The organism is Rummeliibacillus suwonensis (assembly GCF_007896435.1).
GTDB classification, from domain to species: Bacteria; Bacillota; Bacilli; order Bacillales_A; family Planococcaceae; genus Rummeliibacillus; species Rummeliibacillus suwonensis.
In genome coordinates, this window is record NZ_VCBL01000001.1 from 1,181,597 (window position 1) to 1,201,154 (window position 19,558).

At 35.6% G+C, this 19,558-nt stretch carries 18 protein-coding genes; 16 read left to right on the top strand and 2 right to left on the bottom strand.

Annotated elements, in window-relative coordinates:
- Nucleotides 1-365: 365 nt before the first annotated feature.
- Nucleotides 366-1,979, bottom strand: coding sequence for a PucR family transcriptional regulator (locus tag FEU33_RS05515; protein WP_146548415.1), 1,614 nt, complete (start codon nucleotides 1,977-1,979; stop codon nucleotides 366-368).
- 768 nt (nucleotides 1,980-2,747) lie between these two features.
- On the opposite strand from FEU33_RS05515, the gene FEU33_RS05520 reads away from it, so the two are divergent.
- The 11 genes from FEU33_RS05520 to FEU33_RS05570 all read left to right on the top strand — a co-directional run bounded on the left by FEU33_RS05520 (nucleotide 2,748) and on the right by FEU33_RS05570 (nucleotide 12,251).
- On the top strand, nucleotides 2,748-4,004 hold the full coding sequence (locus FEU33_RS05520; protein WP_146548416.1) for a pyridoxal-phosphate-dependent aminotransferase family protein: 1,257 nt from the start codon (nucleotides 2,748-2,750) through the stop codon (nucleotides 4,002-4,004).
- Nucleotides 4,005-4,504: 500 nt separating this feature from the next.
- Nucleotides 4,505-5,554 (top strand): XdhC family protein, encoded by a 1,050-nt coding sequence (locus FEU33_RS05525; RefSeq protein ID WP_146548417.1) that lies wholly within the window; start codon nucleotides 4,505-4,507, stop codon nucleotides 5,552-5,554.
- Nucleotides 5,547-6,167, top strand: a complete 621-nt coding sequence (locus FEU33_RS05530) for a nucleotidyltransferase family protein (RefSeq protein WP_186731325.1) — start codon at nucleotides 5,547-5,549, stop codon at nucleotides 6,165-6,167. Before FEU33_RS05525 ends, FEU33_RS05530 begins: the two co-directional genes overlap by 8 nt.
- Before the next feature lie 6 nt (nucleotides 6,168-6,173).
- Nucleotides 6,174-7,187, top strand: a complete 1,014-nt coding sequence (gene moaA / locus FEU33_RS05535; protein WP_146548419.1) for a GTP 3',8-cyclase MoaA — start codon at nucleotides 6,174-6,176, stop codon at nucleotides 7,185-7,187.
- Between the two features lie 45 nt (nucleotides 7,188-7,232).
- Nucleotides 7,233-8,033 (top strand): molybdate ABC transporter substrate-binding protein, encoded by an 801-nt coding sequence (gene modA, locus FEU33_RS05540; protein ID WP_146548420.1) that lies wholly within the window; start codon nucleotides 7,233-7,235, stop codon nucleotides 8,031-8,033.
- Between the two features lie 9 nt (nucleotides 8,034-8,042).
- On the top strand, nucleotides 8,043-8,699 hold the full coding sequence (gene modB / locus FEU33_RS05545) for a molybdate ABC transporter permease subunit (protein WP_146548421.1): 657 nt from the start codon (nucleotides 8,043-8,045) through the stop codon (nucleotides 8,697-8,699).
- Between the two features lie 12 nt (nucleotides 8,700-8,711).
- Entirely contained in the window at nucleotides 8,712-9,728 is a 1,017-nt protein-coding gene (locus tag FEU33_RS05550; RefSeq protein WP_146548422.1) for a MoeB/ThiF family adenylyltransferase, read from the top strand.
- Nucleotides 9,729-9,744: 16 nt separating this feature from the next.
- Entirely contained in the window at nucleotides 9,745-11,010 is a 1,266-nt protein-coding gene (locus FEU33_RS05555) for a molybdopterin molybdotransferase MoeA (protein ID WP_279590450.1), read from the top strand.
- Between the two features lie 17 nt (nucleotides 11,011-11,027).
- On the top strand, nucleotides 11,028-11,474 hold the full coding sequence (locus FEU33_RS05560) for a molybdenum cofactor biosynthesis protein MoaE (RefSeq protein ID WP_146548424.1): 447 nt from the start codon (nucleotides 11,028-11,030) through the stop codon (nucleotides 11,472-11,474).
- 17 nt (nucleotides 11,475-11,491) lie between these two features.
- Nucleotides 11,492-11,725, top strand: coding sequence for a molybdopterin converting factor subunit 1 (gene moaD / locus FEU33_RS05565; RefSeq protein WP_146548425.1), 234 nt, complete (start codon nucleotides 11,492-11,494; stop codon nucleotides 11,723-11,725).
- Between the two features lie 19 nt (nucleotides 11,726-11,744).
- A complete protein-coding gene (locus FEU33_RS05570) occupies nucleotides 11,745-12,251 on the top strand; it encodes a MogA/MoaB family molybdenum cofactor biosynthesis protein (protein ID WP_146548426.1) in 507 nt (168 codons plus the stop codon).
- A 72-nt stretch (nucleotides 12,252-12,323) separates the two neighbouring features.
- Here FEU33_RS05570 and moaC read toward each other — a convergent pair whose 3' ends face one another.
- The gene (gene moaC / locus FEU33_RS05575; RefSeq protein WP_146548427.1) at nucleotides 12,324-12,842 is read right to left on the bottom strand and encodes a cyclic pyranopterin monophosphate synthase MoaC; all 519 of its coding nucleotides are present in this window, start codon (nucleotides 12,840-12,842) and stop codon (nucleotides 12,324-12,326) included.
- 348 nt (nucleotides 12,843-13,190) lie between these two features.
- On the opposite strand from moaC, the gene FEU33_RS05580 reads away from it, so the two are divergent.
- Genes FEU33_RS05580 through FEU33_RS05600 form a run of 5 tightly spaced genes read left to right on the top strand, consistent with a single transcriptional unit; the run spans nucleotide 13,191 to nucleotide 19,544 of the window.
- On the top strand, nucleotides 13,191-14,105 hold the full coding sequence (locus FEU33_RS05580; protein ID WP_146548428.1) for an FAD binding domain-containing protein: 915 nt from the start codon (nucleotides 13,191-13,193) through the stop codon (nucleotides 14,103-14,105).
- Nucleotides 14,095-16,353, top strand: coding sequence for a xanthine dehydrogenase subunit D (gene pucD / locus FEU33_RS05585; protein ID WP_146548429.1), 2,259 nt, complete (start codon nucleotides 14,095-14,097; stop codon nucleotides 16,351-16,353). The genes FEU33_RS05580 and pucD overlap by 11 nt, the downstream gene beginning before the upstream one ends.
- Nucleotides 16,344-16,877: a (2Fe-2S)-binding protein gene (locus tag FEU33_RS05590; RefSeq protein ID WP_146548430.1), complete on the top strand. Its 534-nt coding sequence runs from the start codon at nucleotides 16,344-16,346 to the stop codon at nucleotides 16,875-16,877. The genes pucD and FEU33_RS05590 overlap by 10 nt, the downstream gene beginning before the upstream one ends.
- 44 nt (nucleotides 16,878-16,921) lie before the next feature.
- The gene (locus FEU33_RS05595; protein WP_146549909.1) at nucleotides 16,922-18,451 is read left to right on the top strand and encodes an ABC transporter ATP-binding protein; all 1,530 of its coding nucleotides are present in this window, start codon (nucleotides 16,922-16,924) and stop codon (nucleotides 18,449-18,451) included.
- The gene (locus tag FEU33_RS05600; RefSeq protein WP_146548431.1) at nucleotides 18,429-19,544 is read left to right on the top strand and encodes an ABC transporter permease; all 1,116 of its coding nucleotides are present in this window, start codon (nucleotides 18,429-18,431) and stop codon (nucleotides 19,542-19,544) included. The genes FEU33_RS05595 and FEU33_RS05600 overlap by 23 nt, the downstream gene beginning before the upstream one ends.
- Nucleotides 19,545-19,558 lie beyond the last annotated feature (14 nt).

Sequence of the window (19,558 nt, forward strand, 5' to 3'; positions counted from 1 at the left end):
AGCGTTATGTTTCTTTACATGATAAAAATAAAAGGACTAAATGTCATTGGATATAATAGCTAAATTTTTATGGTTAATTTAGCTATAGTGACTGAATGTAAAATACTAACACGCGTGTTGATTTTACAAAAATTAGGGGTGTCCGTTTGGCGTAATTTTTGAAAAAACCTGTATTTTTAGGACCATTTATATAGATTGGAGCGGAGGCTTGCTCGACTCCCGCGGGAAAAGCGAATAGATGAGACCCCACAGCGTAGCGAGGAGGCTCAGCATTCGCCCCGCAGGAAAGCGAGCAAGTCGGAGCGGAAATCAACGAATTACCCTATTTTTATGGATTAAATTGGATAATCAACACGCCTGAAATACTAATTGAGTATGTGCAATTTTAAATCTCTTCTTATTCGTAAAGCGAGCCTTAATTGAATAGTTACTTCAGGGTCTTTTAAATCTTTTTGTAGTAATTGACTGCATTTGTCTAATCGATAAATGACTGTGTTTCGATGAACGAATAGTTTTTTGGCCGTTTCGGATATTTGGCAATGACATTCTAAATACTCATAAAGTGTTTCGATTAGGAGTTTTTGTTCATCGGATTCAAGATTGAGCAATGGTTCAAGTAGTGTCTGGTAGTAGTCGATTAAATCATTTTGCGAAATACTTTGTAATAACTCGTTAATTCCTTTTTTTCTATAAAAGTGAACGCATGTTTTGCTTTGATGATTTGAAGAAACGGCACTAAATGCTTCCTTGTATGCTCGCTGTACATCCATAAAGGATCTTGCTGGATAACTTACACCAAAATTCATATGGAAATCTAGAAAATAAGCAATATATAATGCTAATTCTTCTAAGAATTTAGTTAAAAATAATGTAGAATTATGGGATTGATCCTGTATTTCAAAGAGTAACACTAAATGATTATTAATCATAAATGGATATATAGGTAATTGAACTTTCTTTATACTTTCTTCACAAAACTGTTGCGTTAGTTTTGATAGGGTCAAAGAATTAAACGGAGTAGTTGTGTGTTTTGAAAGTCCGACAATGCAGAAATAAGGTTTATCACTACGTAAAGATAATTCTTCAGAACAAATCTTGGCAAATGAAGGTGTTTGGATGTTGCTACCTATAAATTCTTGAAATGTTTGATTGCGAATCGTACGCGTCTGTTGTTCCAAAGTTTGTTCTTGCATGATCGCAAATGATAGGACGTTGATAGCTTGTTTAATAAATAAATGCTTCTGAAATTGTTCTTCCTTAATACAACCTTCGATAATCAAAAAACAGTTTTTGGTTAAATTCGTATGTACTGGGTAAAGGGTATAGGTACAATGATCTTCTAGTAATGATATACTCCATGGTTGTTCCAGTAAGGTTGGGTAATGCCCTCCTTTTTTAATTGTTTCATGTAAGGATGGAGGAATATGTAAATTACGCTGTGACATGTGCATTGGATGAAAGAAATAATTGATTAAGCTTACCTTTTGGTCGATAATGGTGGATAATTTTTGAAGTAATTGTTGAATTCCGTGACCGCTTAAAATTAAATCAGTAAACTGATGATGAATGGTCATTGCTTTGTTTAGTAAGGAAGCTTCATTTTGTAAAATTTTTTCTGTTATTAGAAAGTTGATTTCTCCAAGCGATAAATGTTCAGGCAATTGAATGAAAGGTAAGTTCAACTGGTCTGCGAGTTCTAGAATATCTTGTGGAATGATATGAAGAAAGCGATTTTTTTTAATGGCGATGCCGGCGCATCCAGCTTGATGCATACTTTCTAATAAGCTATGAAAATGCTCCTCATTGTTTTTTAAGTGATAAGCGGTGGTAATAATAAGTTGGTTGGGAAGTAAGTAGTGCATAATATCGGGTGCGTCCATCATTGTGACAGATTTCACAGGATGATTTGTACCATTTTCTCCGGCAATAATTGTAATTGGTGATAATTCTTTTACATTTAATAATTGTAGTATATCCATACCAAATTCCCCCTTTTAATCTAATATATGATATGTTATAAAAACTAACATAATTATGTAGATAATTCAAACGTTGTTGGTCAATTTATCTAAAAGTTTACATATCTTTCTACAATTACTCCAATGAACTATGTACTTTCTTTTTTTAAAATAGAGTTGTAGCAGGAAAAGGTGGAGAAGAGCATAAGTCTTTATTCAGTCAGGCGTGTTGATTAGGAAAAAATAGGTGACAAATTTAGCATAATTCTATAAAAACATGTATTTTATCTCCATCTATGTAGATCTTCGCTGCGGCTTGCTCGAGTCCTCGAAAATGCATGCGCATTTCCTTCGTGCGGTGTGGATTCAGGAAGCCAATTCAATGTCCCGCGGGAAAAGCGAATAGATGAGACCCCGCAGCGAAGCGATTAAGGAACGGAGTCTAAGGGCGCCACGTCCTGTGGCAACGACTCCGTGACCAACATCCTGTTGCCCCCAGCGTTCGCCCGCAGGAAAGCGAGCAAGCCGTAGCGGAAATCAGCGAATACACTATATTTTGTGGGGAAAATTGGATAATCAACACGCTTGTTATTCAGTAGAAAAATTTGGAGCGAAACAGATATATCTGAATGTTAATTTTATATTGATAAAAAATGTTCGTATTTTTTATCTGAATTTGACATTATGAAAACTTAGTCATAAAAAAATGGCTATTCATTAGTTCGAGATTTAGAAATCAGCTGTTAAAAGACGTGTCTTATAAATTAGCCTATGAAGGAGTGGAATGATATGAATTACCATCAATTACAAACACCTAACCGTACAATTATGACCCCTGGTCCAGTGGAAGTAGATCCTAGAGTTCTGCAAGCAATGTCAGCACCAATTCTAGGACAATTTGATCCAGCCTTTACAGAGATTATGAATGAAGTAATGGAAATGTTACGTCTGGTATTCCAAACTAATAATAAATGGGCATTTCCTATAGATGGCACTTCACGAGCTGGGACAGAAGCATTGTTATGTAGTGTGATAGAACCTGGAGATCGAGTTCTTGTACCAATTTTTGGACGCTTTGGTCATTTGCTTGTTGAAATCTGTGAACGATGTGGCGCCGATGTTTATACGATGGAAACGACTTGGGGGACAGTATTTGAAGAAAAAGATATTATTGAAAAGATAAACCAAATTCAACCTAAAATTGTGGCGATCGTTCATGGTGAAACGAGTACTGGATGTATGCAGCCTTTAATAGAAATTGGTAAAATGTGTCGACAACAAAACCGGTTATTGATCGTTGATGCAGTGGCTTCTTTAGGGGGCGTTAACATTCCAGTTGATGACTGGAACATTGATGGGATTATCGCTGGCACACAAAAGTGTTTATCTATTCCTCCAGGTATGTCATTGATCACATACAATGAAAGAATAGAAGAAATTATTCAACACAGAAAAAAGGTGGAATATGGAATTGCGACTGATGAAGATTGTAAGCAAAATGATTCTAAGACAATTCAGAGTAACTATTTAGACTTGGCAATGCTTCAAGATTATTGGAGTCCACGTCGATTAAATCATCATACTGAAGCTACCTCTATGATTTATGCATTACGAGAAGGGTTACGGCTGGTTTTAGAAGAAGGAATATATGAGCGATTCGGACGACATCAATATCATGAAAAAGCATTAATTGAAGGAATTAAAGGTATGGGTCTAGAACTTTATGGGGATTTAACATGTAAACTTCCTACAGTAACTTGTGTAACGATTCCTGAAGGGATAGATGGAGAGTCGGTTCGTCATTTTATGTTAGAACAATTTGGTGTGGAAATTGCATCATCATTTGGACCACTTAAAGGAAAAATATGGAGAATAGGAACGATGGGTTTTAGTTGTCGTAAAGAAAATGTTATAAAAGTACTACAGGCACTTGAAGCAGCATTAATTCGTCATGGATACGAACCAAATCGTGGGCAAGCGGTAGAAGCATCACTTGATTTTTATGAGGCCCCCAGATATTCAAAGAAATCAGGTGTTGTGCAATGATTATACTATGAAGGAGCACATGTAATAATTTTTTGTTTAACTATATATTGACAGATAATTTTGAATTTTGCTAATATAAGGAAAACTTAATCTTCCATTAACAGACAGTAAGCCAACACTTCTAGACTAAAGTAAAACACTAGAAGATAAGTTGTGGAACAACTGCTACACGTGCCTAATATTGGTTCTGACCAATAGGGTGTGTCGATCAATCTGATGTTGCCACGGGGTATGACAAATCTAACGTAAGTTTCATTTTCTTCATAGTCATGCAGGAAACCCACACTATGTTAAATCTTACTTTATCTTGATTCAGCGGGAAACAAACACTCGCTGAATCAAGAATAAAGCCGGATGGCACAGATTCTAAAAATCCATACACAATTCCGCTGGAGCATAATTGATAAGGCTACTGAAAAACTTGCTGTTTATCATGCCTTTGGAGATAAAATCGCTTTTTTCAGTGGCCTTCTAATTGATAGGAGAGGAGTGATTGGTTAGTGTCTAGATTGCATGAATTTCAAGATCTTTTTTCCCAAATACAAATCGCCTGGGAAAAAAATGAACAAACCGTCTTAGTAATCTTAACTGATGTAAAAGGATCGGCTTATCGTTTACCAGGTACAAAAATGTTGATGACATCGGGTGGTACTATGGTAGGTACAATTAGTGGAGGCTGTTTAGAAACAGATCTCTATGAACGGGCAACAAAAGTATTTGAAAATAATAAACCAATAACTTTAAAGTATGATTTAAGTGATACTGAAGTTTGGAGTTTAGGTATTGGTTGCAAAGGAGATCTAGATCTTTTATTTCTCCCCATCCTTCCTTTTCATGAAATTTGGAAGAAAGTCGATAATTTACTTGTTCTAGAAAAATCATTTGCTTTGATCATAAATATAGACAGTGGTGAAACTGAGATATTAGAAGAAAAGTGCGACAAGTTACTAAAAGATACAAATATTCCAATAGAAATCATTGAATATGCAGAGAATGTATTTACTAAGCAAACACGAGCAGAAATCATCAACCTTCAAAATAAACGTTATTATATTGATATTGTAAAAACAAGCGAGAGATTAATTGTTGCTGGAGCGGGAAAAGATGCTATCCCTGTAGTAGATTTAGGAAATAAAGCTGGATTCTCCGTCACTGTTTTAGATACACGTTCCAATTTAAATAATGTTCAAAATTTCCCACATGCAAAACATATTACCACGCCTATAGAAAGTTTAACAGCATCACAATTAGATAATTCTTGGTGGCTTATTATGAATCATCATATGGAAAAAGATGAGGCAAGTTTAAAATATGCGATTGAAAGTCATCCTCTTTATATTGGTGTTCTAGGGCCGATTTATCGAACAAATGAAATGCTCAATCACATTGGTTATCATCTGGATAGTGCTCCAATCCATTCGCCTGTCGGACTAGATATTGGTGCAGAATCTATGGAAGAAGTAGCAATTAGTATTATTTCTGAGTTAATGAGTTTAAGAGTTGGTCGTACCCCACAATATCTTCATGGAAAAGGAAAAATTCATGTATAAAATTGGCGCAATTATTTTAGCGGCAGGGCAATCAAAGCGAATGGGAAAACCAAAACTATTCCTTCCTTATCAAGGTATTCCAATAATCCATTACCCTGTTAAAATGGCCGTACAAAATCATCTCACACCTATCGTGGTTGTGGGTGGAAAGAATTATGATCAACTCAAGAAAGAATTAGAAATTTATCATCAGAAGATTTCAATTATCTATAATGAACGATATGAAATAGGTATGTCAACCTCCTTAATCGTAGGAGTAAATTCATTGAATGGTGAACTAGATGCAGTCCTCATATTTCTAGGAGATCAGCCTCTTGTAGCAGATGAAGTTATTAAAAATCTGATTAATACCTATCAAAAGAATAAGAAAAATGGTGTGTACATTGTTCGGCCTCGCTACAAACAAAGTCCAGGTCATCCGATATTATTTGATAAAAGTTTGTTAAAACAGTTTCAGCATATAAAAGGTGATGAGGGTGGTAAAAGTATTATTAAAACAAACGAAGAACATTTACGATATGTGGACTTTAAGCAATCAGATTGGAATTTAGATATTGATACGAAAGAAGACTATGATCAGTTAATCAACAACATATTAAATAAAGGGGTGTGAATAGAAATGCAAATAAGAGATGCTTTCGATAGACCACTCCGAGATCTTAGAATTTCAGTGATGGATCAATGTAATTTACGTTGTATATATTGCATGCCAAAAGAGGTTTTTGGTGCAAATTTTCCTTTTTTACCACCTGATAAACTGTTAACCTTTAATGAAATCGAAAGGCTTGTTAAAATTTTCGCATCTATAGGTATTGAGAAGATTCGCTTAACAGGTGGTGAGCCTTTATTAAGAAAGGATATAACTAGTTTAATAAAGAAGATTGCAAAGATAGAAGGAATTCGTGATATTTCGCTTACAACGAATGGAATTTTACTAGGACATTATGCAGAACAGTTGAAGAATGCTGGTTTAAAGCGAGTTAATGTCAGTTTAGACAGTTTAAATCAAGCATACTATGGAAAAATGAATGGGAAAAATTTTCCAGTGAAGCGAGTACTACATTCTATTGAACAAGCCGCACAGGTTGGTTTGCAAATAAAAATTAATATGGTGGTTCAGAAAGGAGTGAATGAGGAAGATATCGCGTCACTAGCGAAATATTGTTTTGAAAAGCACTATATATTAAGATTTATTGAATTTATGGATGTAGGAAATACAAATGGATGGAAGATGGATCAAGTGTTGCCGAGTCGAGAAATTTTAAACACTTTACGCAATATCATGCCATTAGAACCAGTTAATCCAAATTACAGTGGGGAAGTAGCCAAACGCTATCGGTATGTAGGTACGGATAAAGAAATTGGTTTTATTTCTTCTATAACGGAAGCATTTTGTTCTACGTGTAATCGTGCAAGGCTCTCTGCAGATGGGAAATTATTTACTTGCTTATTTGCTACAAAAGGTACTGATTTGAAAAAAAGGCTTAGAAATCAAAAAAAATCTGACGAAGATATTAAAGCGTTTCTGAATAATATTTGGAATAATCGAAGTGATCGCTATTCGGAACAAAGAAGAGAATTAAGAAAACAACCAACAAGAAATAAAATTGAAATGTCTTATATTGGCGGATAATTCTAAATAATCTAATAACTAATCAAACTGAAAAGGATGTATTATATGAAGAAAAAGCTTCTACTCTTTGTAAGCATCATTTTTTTGTTGATGATGGTTGGATGTGGAAATTCAAATACAAAATCAAATTTGAGCACAAATTCAGCTAAGACAAAGGAACCAATAGAATTGACCATTTCAGCTGCGGCAAGCTTACAAGATGTACTAGAAGATTTAACAAATAAATTCAATGAGGAATATCCACAAATTAAGATTAAATATAACTTTGGTGCTTCGGGTTCTTTAGCAAAACAAATTACGCAAGGAGCTCCAGTAGATATGTTTTTATCTGCATCTGTTGAAAATTATAAAGAGTTAGAAGACAAAAACTTAATCTCCAAAGGTGCAAATTTAGTAAGCAACAAACTTGTTTTAATTACTTCAAGTAATTCAGATCTTCCTATAAAGAATTTTAGCGATTTAAAGAAGCAGGAAATAGAGAAGATTTCAATTGGTACACCTACAGTTGTCCCAGCAGGAACTTATGCAACACAGGCACTTGAATACGATCAAGTATGGGATGATGTTAAAAAGAAAATTGTGTATGCAAAGGATGTTAGACAAGTACTAACATATGTAGAAACTGGAAATGTTCAAGCGGGAATTGTATACAAAACAGACGCTCTTATTTCAGATAAAGTGAAAATTGTTGCAACAGCTGATACTCAAAGTCATGATAAGATTATTTACCCAGTTGGAATTATAGAAAATACAAACTATCCAGCTGAAACGGCACTATTTTTTAATTACTTACAAAGTGATGCAGCGAAAAAACTTTGGATAAAGTATGGTTTTGCTAAAGAATAGAGGAACATTATGTGGAAAGAGTATTGGGAACCGATTCAATTATCCATCACGGTTACGATTGCAGCTAGTATTGTTGTTATTATAGCTGGCACATTTTTAGGATATATTTTTGCTAGAAGAGTATTTAAACTGAAACTTATTCTTGAAACAGTTTTTATGCTGCCATTAGTATTGCCACCTTCTGTCATTGGTTTTTTGTTAATCATTATTTTTGGTAATCAGAGTTTTATAGGCATTTTTATCAAAAATTTATTTGGGCACTCAATCATCTTTACTTGGTATGCTGCTGTGATTTCGGCAGCAGTTGTTGCATTTCCTTTAATGTTTCAATCGGCAAAAGCTGGCTTTCTTCATGTGCATCGAAGAATGGAAGAAGCTGCTGTTGATTTGGGAGCAAAACCAAATCAAGTTTTTTTTCGTATTTCGATCCCACTTGCCAAGAAAGCTATAATTGCAGGATGTATCTTAAGTGGAGCAAGAGCATTAGGCGAGTTTGGGGCGACATTAATGTTCGCTGGAAATATCCCTGGAGTCACGCAGACAGTTCCAACGGCAATTTATATGGCCATTGACATGGGGAATATGATGCTTGCTTGGACATGGGTGATTACCATTGTGATTTTATCATTTCTTTTACTGTTTTTTGTTCGTTCAAAAGATGTTTGAAAGGAGCGTTTGATGGACAAGAGATATGAAAAACAAGAAAAATGTTCCTTCATAGGTACTCAAGGTCAAAAAAGTATTCAGCAAAAACATGTTTTAATAGTAGGCATGGGTGCATTGGGAAGTTCGAGTGCGGAAATGCTTGTCCGGGCAGGGGTTGGAACATTATCGATTGTTGACCGAGATTACGTTGAAAGGAGCAATTTACATAGACAACAATTATATAGTGAAGCAGATTGTCGTGAGTCGATTCCAAAAGTAGTTGCTGCAAAAAGAAGACTAAGTGCGATTAATAGTGAAGTGCAGATTAATGCTTATGTCATAGATGCGGACCCCATTAATCTTCTGCCAATCCTACAAAATGTTGACGTCATAATGGATGCAACAGACAATTTTGGTATTCGTTTTATTTTAAACGACTTATCTCAAAAATATAATATTCCATTAGTGTTCGGTTCCTGTGTAGGCAGCTATGGAAACACTTATACTTTTCTTCCTGGAAAAACTCCATGTTTACACTGTTTACTAGAGAAAATCCCTCTTAGTGGTGCGACTTGTGATACAGTGGGAGTCATTAATCCGATTGTACAAATGATTGCATCTTATCAAGTGACTGATTGTTTGAAACTACTTGTTGGAGACATAACATCTATTAGATCTACATTATTATCGATTGATATGTGGAAAAATCAGCATTATTCTATCCGAGTCGATAAAGCAAAACGCCATGATTGTTTATCGTGTGGGGATGAAGCAATCTATCCCTATTTACAGTATGATGCACAAACGAAAACAACTGTATTATGCGGGCGTAATACAGTTCAAATTCGACCTACACAACAAACAGAGATGAATTTTGACCTTTTAGAAAATCATTTAAACAAGCTTGGAATGACTAAAAGAAATCCATATTTGCTTACTTTTGAATATGAAAATTATCGACTTGTTTTTTTTCAAGATGGTCGAGTATTTATACATGGTACGAGTGATGAACAGAAAGCCAAAAAAATATATTACAATTTAATGGGATAATGGAGTGATGTGCATGCTGACACAACGAAATGCCATTTCTATTGGAGAAGCCGTTCAAAGAGTGATGAGTAATATTGAAAAAGGAATTTCAGAAAAGGTACCTTTAATTGAAGCAAGTGGACGGTATTTGGCTGAGGATATTGTTGCAAATCAGGATGTTCCCGCATTTGATCGCTCGCTTTATGATGGCTATGCGATTCGATCTGAAGATACTGTAAATGCAACCGCGGCAACCCCTGTTGAATTAGAAGTGATTGGTCATATTGGTGCTGGCACAGTATTTCATAATGAGTTAAAACCATTTCAAGCAGTTCGAATAATGACTGGAGCAGAGATGCCTGAAGGTTGTAATGCAGTCGTAATGCTTGAATATGTTCAAGAGTTAACTAAGAGTGATAAAAACTGTATCTTCGTTGATCGATATATCCGAGAAAATGAACATGTATTTAAAAAAGGGCAAGAGATTCCAGAAGGTACTTATTTGGTTGAAAGCGGGACACGTATAACACCTGGGATTATTGGGCTTCTTGCAACTTTTGGGTATAGTGAATTACTTGTTGGGAAGAAACCAGTTGTAGGGGTACTTGCTACGGGAAGTGAGTTGCTAGAAATAGATGAACCATTGGTACCTGGGAAAATTCGCAACAGCAATTCATATATGCTAATGTCTCAAATTGAAAGAGTAGGGGCACAGCCAAAACATCTAGGAAAACTTGAAGATAATCTGGAAAAAAGCTTTGAGGTTATTCAACATGAGTTACAAGACGTAGATATTCTCATTACAACAGGTGGTGTTTCGGTTGGTGATTATGATTATTTACCAGAAATATATGAACGTTTAGGTGCAACCGTATTATTTAATAAAATTGCTATGCGACCAGGAAGTGTGACAACAGTGGCAAAGTTGGAAAATCAATTTTTATTTGGTTTATCCGGAAATCCATCTGCTAGTTTTATAGGTTTTGAATTATTTGTACGTCCTGTCATTCGAACGATGTTGGAAAACAAAAAACCATATCTAACATCACAAAAGGCTATCTTGGCAGATTGCTATCCTGTACCGAATGCATTCGCCCAGCTAATTAGAACAAAAATAGAAAATCGTGATTCGAACATATATGTAACGTCAAATGGACTAAATATGTCCAGTTCCATTACATCATTAGTAGGGGCAGATGCTTTAGTTGTTTTACCTCCAACTGAAACAGGCTATGAGAAAGGTGAAATTGTAGACATTTTATTGTTATCTGATGAGGGGCAAGAAATCTTTTTCGTTATCTAAAGAAGGAGGTAGGTTTTGTGAATACTGAACTTTTTTCAATTGTTGATGTTCCAATCATTACGGATGATGTCATTCAAAAGGTGAAATCTGTAAATGTCGGCGCGATTACAGTTTTTATCGGAACTGTTCGTGAGCTGACAAATGGCAAAAAAACATTGTCCCTAGAATATCAGGCCTATGAATCAATGGCTGTCAAAAAATTAGCTAAGATTGGTGAGGAGATTATTGAGAAATGGCCAAACACAAAAGTAGCCATTACGCATCGAGTGGGAAAATTAAATATTTCAGATGTAGCTGTTGTTATTGCAGTATCGTCTCCACATCGAGAAGCAGCATATGAAGCAAATGCATTTGCTATTGAGCGTATCAAACAAATTGTTCCCATTTGGAAAAAAGAATATTGGGAAGATGGCACAAAATGGATTGGTGATCAGCTTGAAAAGCAATCATTTGAGTCTAAGTAAGAAAGGGTGACTTCATAATGATAAAAATTTTGCTTTTTGCGTATTTACAAGAAGAAATAGGAAAAGATAGTTTGTCGATGGAAACTGATGGCTGTTCGGTTCAACAAGTTAAAAATTATATTCATACACATTATCCAACTATAAATTTAGATCAAGTAATGGCAGCAGTAAACGAAGAGTTTTCCTTTGATGAAGATGTTGTGAAGGATGGAGACGTGATTGCTTTCCTTCCACCAGTGAGTGGGGGATGAATGGGGGGCTACTGTATTTATGAGCTTATTGGAACATAAACAAAATTCGATAGAAAATATAAATATGATGGTGCTCACCATCAGTGATACTCGAGATGAACAAACGGATAAAAGTGGGCAATTGATGATGAAGTTGATAAAATCCCACAGCTTCAATGTTAAAGAGTATAAAATGGTCAAAGATGAGCGTGAAAAAATCTTGTCTGAAGTAATGAATGGGATTAAGCGAACAGAAATTGATGTGATTTTAACGAATGGAGGAACGGGATTATCAAATCGAGATGTTACGTTTGATGTAATAGAACAGGTAATTGAAAGACCTATTCCTGGATTTGGTGAGCTATTTCGAATGCTCAGTTATGAAGAAATTGGTTCTGCTGCGATTCTTTCGAGGGCAATGGGAGGAATTGCAAAAGGAACAGTCATATTTTCAACGCCAGGTTCAACAGGTGCTGTAAAACTGGCGATGGAAAAACTGATATTACCAGAGCTAAGCCATATTATCAAAGAAATTAGGAAAGATTAAATTAGATTTAGACCAAAACACGTTGTGACAATTAGCCATTGGCAAAACGTGTTTTGGTTATTGATATTAAATTTATTCCTTAATTGAATCATTTCTTTTTTGTGAGGATCGAATATAATCTCCACTTTTTCCGCCTGATTTTTTCAACAACATGGTTGGACCGATAATCATGTTTTTATCTGCTGCTTTGCACATATCATAAATCGTTAATGCAGTGACAGATGCTGCGGTTAATGCCTCCATTTCAACACCGGTAGAGCCCTTCGTTTTTACTTCTGTTTCAATATTAATTTCATAATGATTCTTCTCTTCATCGATAAGCCAATCAAATGTAATATTGACACTTTTTAGAGCAATAGGATGACACATTGGGATAATTTGAGAAGTTTGTTTCGCGGTCATAATTCCAGCTACTTGTGCAACTGCAAAGACATCTCCTTTCTTATTAGTACCATTTGCAATTTCTTCATAGATCACTTTGCTTACAATGATAGAAGAATGAGCAATGGCAATTCTAATCGTTTCCTCTTTCTGCGAAATATCAACCATTTTGGCTCTCCCTTGTTCATTAAAATGCGTAAACTTTGTCATGACGAATCCCCCATTTTTCAAAAGAGTATTTCAATTTTTTTATTTATTGAATCTAAAATATTCATGTTATTTTTTCTAACAACTTATATTAATAAATCTAACATTTGGTTAATTTCACTAAAAATATTCTGAATATTAGATAAAATAAATAGTGACAAGAAAAAAACACCTTGATATGATGTTATGTAATATAACATGAAATTTTGTTTTTTTACATATCAATATAATACCTCAATAATTTCAAACAATGAACCTCTTATCAAAATCAAATCTTATCACATACATTTTGAGATTTTACTAAATTAGCGCACCAAGACAAAATACTTACATCTTAAAGGGGGATTTTGTATGGTAAATCAGATTGAACCTTCAATCACTAGTTCTCCAATAATTTGGGTTCCTTCTACTATTGAAGAAGCTATTGAACTAAAGAGAAAGTTTGGTTCAAAAGCAGAGTTTGTTTCAGGATCGACACTTTTGCAATTGCAATGGATGAATGGACGAAAAATTCCAGAAAATATAATTAGCCTCGAGCAGATTTCAAAATTAAAAGAAGTTCAAATAGATGAAGACAAAAAAACTCTGTCAATAGGAGCATCATCACAACTTAGTAGTTATAAAACGGATCGACTATTAAAAAATTTTCCAATAATTTGTGAAGCTTTAAAATCGATTGCTGCACCTGCTGTACGAAATCGTGGAACAATTGGTGGAAATATCATGGGAGGGGTAGGTGACTTGATCCCACTTTTTCTAGCACTAAAGGCAAAGCTTCTAGTGCATGATGAAAAGGAATCGGAACTAGTGGATTTTTGGGAGTGGCTACAGCATTCACAAAGGAAAAACCAGACTTTATTATCAACCATTCACCTACCGATCATTAAGGAATGTGCTAACTCGTATTCATTTTATAAAAAAATAGGTAGAAGAGAAACGTTTACAGCAGCTATCCTGACCGTTTCTGGAAGTATAAGATGGGATGATCATGGTGTTATAGAGGAAGCCAAGCTCGCCTTAGGTGGGGGTGATAATAAACCGTTTCTTTTAGAAAATACGGAACACAAGATGATTGGAAAAAAAGGTGAAGAAATTGATTGGAAATCTGTCTTCGAATCGATTACATCCGAAATTGCACCTGCCGATGATGCTTTTGTTTCGGTTGACTATCGAAAAAAAGTAGCTGCGAACCTGATGATTGCCGCTTTACAAAGCAAATTTACTGTTATTAGCAATGGAAAGGAGGAGTCTTCTTATGAAGTCTAAACTAATAGAAAAGGAGGATCGAATACGTCCAGACGGCTTATCAAAAGTAACCGGTTCTTTGCAATACTTAACTGACTTGACCTTTCCCGACATGTTATATGGAAAAGTATTAAGAAGCAAATACCCCCATGCAAAAATTCTTTCTATTAATACTGAAAAGGCCGAAGCGATACCAGGTGTTGAAGCAGTACTCACATATAAGGATGTTCCAGGGATGAATCGATTCGGTATCATTATTCCTGATCAGCCAGTCTTTTGTGAAGATCGAGTTCGCTATATTGGTGATGCTATCGCGGCTGTTGCAGCACAATCATTTGAGATAGCTGAAGAGGCTTTAAAACATATAGAAGTTGTTTATGAAGAACTGCAAATCCTAGATTCACCTGATAAATCGCTCCGCCCAAATGCCATCAGACTTCATCCGGCAGGTAATATTTGTCACCGCTCTTCTTATCAAAACGGGGATGTTCAACAAGCATTTGAAGAATGTGTGGCTATCGTTGAAGAAACTTATGAATTACCTCGCCAATTACATGCATACATGGAGACGGAGGGCGGAGTAGTTGTTCCTGAAGAGAATGGGGGCATTACAGTTTATGCCGCAACTCAACATGGCTTTAAAGACCGTTTTCAAATATCAAGGATTTTAGGGATACCTGAAAGTATGATTCGAATTGTTTCGAATCCAATTGGTGGTTCTTTTGGAGGAAAGGATGAACAAAATATACAACCATATGCTTCACTTTTAGCCTTAGCAACAAAAAGGCCAGTGAAAATTCACAATACCAGACAAGAATCCATTCGAGCAAGTATTAAAAGACATCCTATGAAAATTACAGTAAAAACAGGGACAGATTCTACTGGGAAAATACTCGCTCATCAAGTGAAGATCATTGCGGATAAAGGTGCATATACCACGCTAGGGCCAGCAGTTCTTGACTTTTCAGTGGAACATGCAGCAGGACCTTATATAATTCCAAACATTGAAACAGAAGGTATTTCGGTTTATACGAATAATGGTGTATCAGGTGAATTTAGAGGGTTTGGCGGAAATCAAATTACTTTCGCTTTAGAAGGACAAATGGACCGATTAGCAGAGGTATTAAAAATAGATCCAATTGAAATTCGAAGAAAAAATTTGCGAACTACTACTGACTTAGGTCCTTTAGGGCATCGTATTGCGCCAACAGATGGTGCATCGCTAGTTTTAGAAAAAGTTCAAAAACTATCAAAGCAACTCAAAAAGGACTATAAGGATTCACTATGGAAACGTTATGGAACAGGAATTGCAATCACTATGCATGGTGGGGGTCTTGGATTCGGTCGATTAGATAGTGCTGGTGGTCGCATCTCTTTAAACAAACAAGGTGAAATTGAAATTTCCTTTGGATTTGAAGAATGTGGTCAAGGACTTCTATCCGTTATTGAAAATCTGGTCATCGAAGAAATTGGTTGTAGTCAACAAGATGTAAAAATTGTCATTGGTGATACTTCAGTAGTACCAATTTCCGGCTCTTCCACAGCATCTCGAGGAACAAGTATTGTTTGGCAATCCCTACAAAAGATGAAAGGACCGTTTAAGGAAAAATTATGTAAATATGTATCAGATGCAACATCGATTTGTAAAGAAGAATTATATCTTGGTCCATATGGGATTTGGAAAGTTGGAAAAGAAGATGGGCCTTTCATGACTTACAAGGAATGTGCAGAAGGGATTGTTGATCAAACCGTTTTAACAAGTTTTCATTTCCCAGTGACACCTGATGCCGTAAACGGAGGTCACTTCTTATATACTTTTGGAGGAGTAAAAGTAGATGTAGAAGTGGATCTTTTATCTGGAAAAGTGAAGGTCCTGTCAATTGATCATGTCATATCTGCCGGGCCTATTGTAAGTCCAAAAGGATATATTGGTCAAATTGAAGGTGGCGGTGTTATGTCGTTAGGTTATACCTTGCTAGAAGATATGAAAATGATCAATGGTCAATATGCTACAACTAATTTTGACTCCTATCTTATTCCTAATATTGTAGATGTTCCTTTTGATACGAATGTTTTTGCGATTGAAGATTTAGTAGAAGGTGATTCATATGGTCCAAGAGGAGTTGGAGAAATTGGAACAATTGCCATCATACCTGCTGTTGTAAAAGCGGTTCATGATGCAATTGGTTGTTGGGTGTCAAAACTCCCAATATCTTCAGAAGAAATCCTCGAAAACATTGAATCGAAGGGGATGCTCACATGGATATAAACAATACAGTTTTACATAATGGTTTAACAATAAAAGATAAACAAACGATCAATTTAAATCTGATGATCAATGGAGAAAAATATATATTAAAAACATCTCCAACCGAAAAACTAGTCAATATATTAAGAGACCAATTGCAATTGGTCGGAACTAAAATTTCATGTGGAATTGGACGCTGTGGTGCATGTAGCGTTTTGCTAGATGGGGATCTAGTCAACGCCTGTCTTGTTATGGCTTATCAAGTGAATGGAAAATCTATCACGACAATTGAAGGAATTGGCGGAGTATCAATTGATGAAGTCCAAGAAGCATTTTTACTTGAGGGTGGCTTTCAGTGCGGATATTGCACCTCTGGCATGATCGTTGCTGTTAAATACTTATTATCTATGTGCCCCAATCCTACTGAAGCAGATATAAAAGAAGCACTTTCAGGAAATTTATGTAGATGTACCGGATACGGCGGAATTATTCGTGCAGTACAACGATTGGCAAATGCAAATAATTATTCAAAAGATATCGATTGAGAGAGGAGGCTAGTTCTTTGAATAAGCCATCAATTGTGATTGAAATGAAAGATATTGTAAAGAAATTTGGTGATGTGATAGCCAATGATCACGTCAACTTTCAAGTGGAAAAAGGAGAGATTCATGCTTTACTAGGCGAAAACGGTGCTGGTAAAAGTACCATTATGAGTATGTTGTCTGGGATTTATCGACCTGATAGTGGAAGTATATTAATCAACGGACGTCATGTAATGATTAGATCCCCAAAGGAATCTATGGCACTTGGTGTAGGAATGGTTCACCAAAATTTTAGATTAGTAGACACGTTAACAGCAATCGAAAATATAATTTTAGGTGAAACGAATGATAAATGGCGCGGAACTTCTTGGAGAAAGAAAAAGCAAAAGGAAATTGAAGAAATAGCCGAAAAATATGGTCTGAATTTTCCATTATCAGTTCCTATTTGGCAATTATCTGTTGGGGAACAACAACGAGTGGAGATTGTGAAGACATTATATCGTGGTGCAGACATTATTATTTTCGATGAACCGACATCTGTATTGACTCCAGGAGAAGTAGAACAGTTATTTTTGACGATGCAAGAGCTAAGAAGAAATGGAAAAACGATGATTATTACAACGCATAAATTAAAAGAAGTAATGGAGATTGCAGATCGGATTTCCGTTATGAGAAAAGGGAAAATGATTGCTCAAATGTTAAAAGAGGAGACGACCATTCAAGAGTTAGCAAATTTAATGGTTGGACAAGAGATGGCAGAAGGCATTTTGATTCAACCAGTTGAAATTGGTGCTCCGATAATTGAAGTTAAAAACTTAGTTGTACGTACAGATCAGGGGATTCATGCAATAAATGGTATAGATTTTGCTATACACGAACATGAAATTGTTGGTATTGCAGGTGTAGCTGGAAATGGTCAAAAAGAACTTGCAGAAGCTTTGACGGGACTAATCCCTTGGAAATCTGGGGAAATTATTTTTAATCATAAAAAGTTAGTAAATCCTTCAGTAAGTGAGCTAATTGATAAAGGTATTGCACACATTCCAGAAAACAGGATGAAAAGTGGCCTTGCAGGTAACTTAGGAGTAGTAGAAAACTTATTGATGAAATCATATCGCAAAGAACATCGTGCAAAATTTGGATTGCTTAATAAAAAAGCAAACACCGAATGGGCAAGGAATTTGATCCAACAGTTTGATGTTCGAACACCAGATTTACTTAGTCCAGTTGGGCAGCTATCTGGAGGAAACCAACAAAAGTTACTCTTTGCTAGAGAAATCGATCTAAAACCTAAACTAATGATTGCGGTACACCCTACTCAAGGACTTGACGTAGGCGCAACCAGGTCAGTACATGAGATGCTAGTACATTTGAGAGAGACGGGAAGTGGCGTACTATTGATTTCAGAAGACTTAGATGAAGTCATGCACTTATCAGATAGAATTCTTGTTTTATATAATGGAAAAATTAATGGCAATTTGAAACGTGGACAAGCAGAAAAAGAAATGATTGGTCAATTAATGGCAGGAGTAACGAATCAGAAAGGAGCATTCGATGAGTCAAAAGTCGTCATATGAACATATATCTGTCGATTTAAAGGTAGACAATCGGAAACCAAGAATGGTTCCTTATAAATTTGAATATAACCCTCATAAAAAAGGTGGATGGTGGGTGCCTTTACTATCAATTTTCGTTGCACTGATCATTTGTGCCGTATTTATCTTATTGAATGGTATGAATCCAATTACTATATATACTAAGATGTTCCAAGGTGCTTTTGGATCCAGTTTTGGTATAAGTGAAACAATTGTTAAAGCTATTCCATTGCTTTTATGTGGACTCGGTGTAGCGATTGCATATCGAATCGCTATTTGGAATATTGGAGCAGAAGGACAATTTTTACTTGGAGCAATTGGTGCAACAGCAGTTACGATTTTTTTACCCGATTTACCAGGAGCACTATATATTCCTTTAATGCTGATTATGGGTATTGCAGCTGGAGCAATTTGGGGATTATTTACGGCACTTCCTAGAACTTATTTTCAAGTAAATGAGCTAATTACATCACTTATGCTGAACTACGTAGCGTTATTATTACTAAATTATTTAGTATATGAAGCCTGGAGAGATCCAGCAGGATTTAACTTTCCTGGTACTCCAGAATTTACACCTTATCAAATGCTCGCAAATATTGGAGGTACAAGATTGCATATTGGACTTGTTTTTGCATTATTTGCAGTTGCCGTACTTGCATTTATGTTAACGAAAACTCGTTGGGGTTATGAATTAAAATTACTAGGGGCTAATTCGATTGCTGCAAAAAATGCAGGGATAAAAATGAATAAACATATTTTAATCGTTATGATGATCAGTGGAGGGTTAGCGGGCTTTGCTGGTGCTATTGAGGTTTCCGGTGTAGCTGGAAGATTGATGTATGGTATCTCGCCTGGTTACGGTTATACAGCCATTATTGTCGCTTGGTTAGCAAAATTAAATCCTTGGGCAATGATCATGACTTCCTTATTTATTGGTGGCTTAATTGTTGGTGGATATAGTGTTCAATCAATGGGCTTACCTCTATCCTTTTCAAGTATGTTGCAAGGTGCAATTCTATTTTGTCTGATCAGTGGAGAGATGATTAGTGGATATCGATTAAAGAAAATAAATTAAATTTTAAATTATTT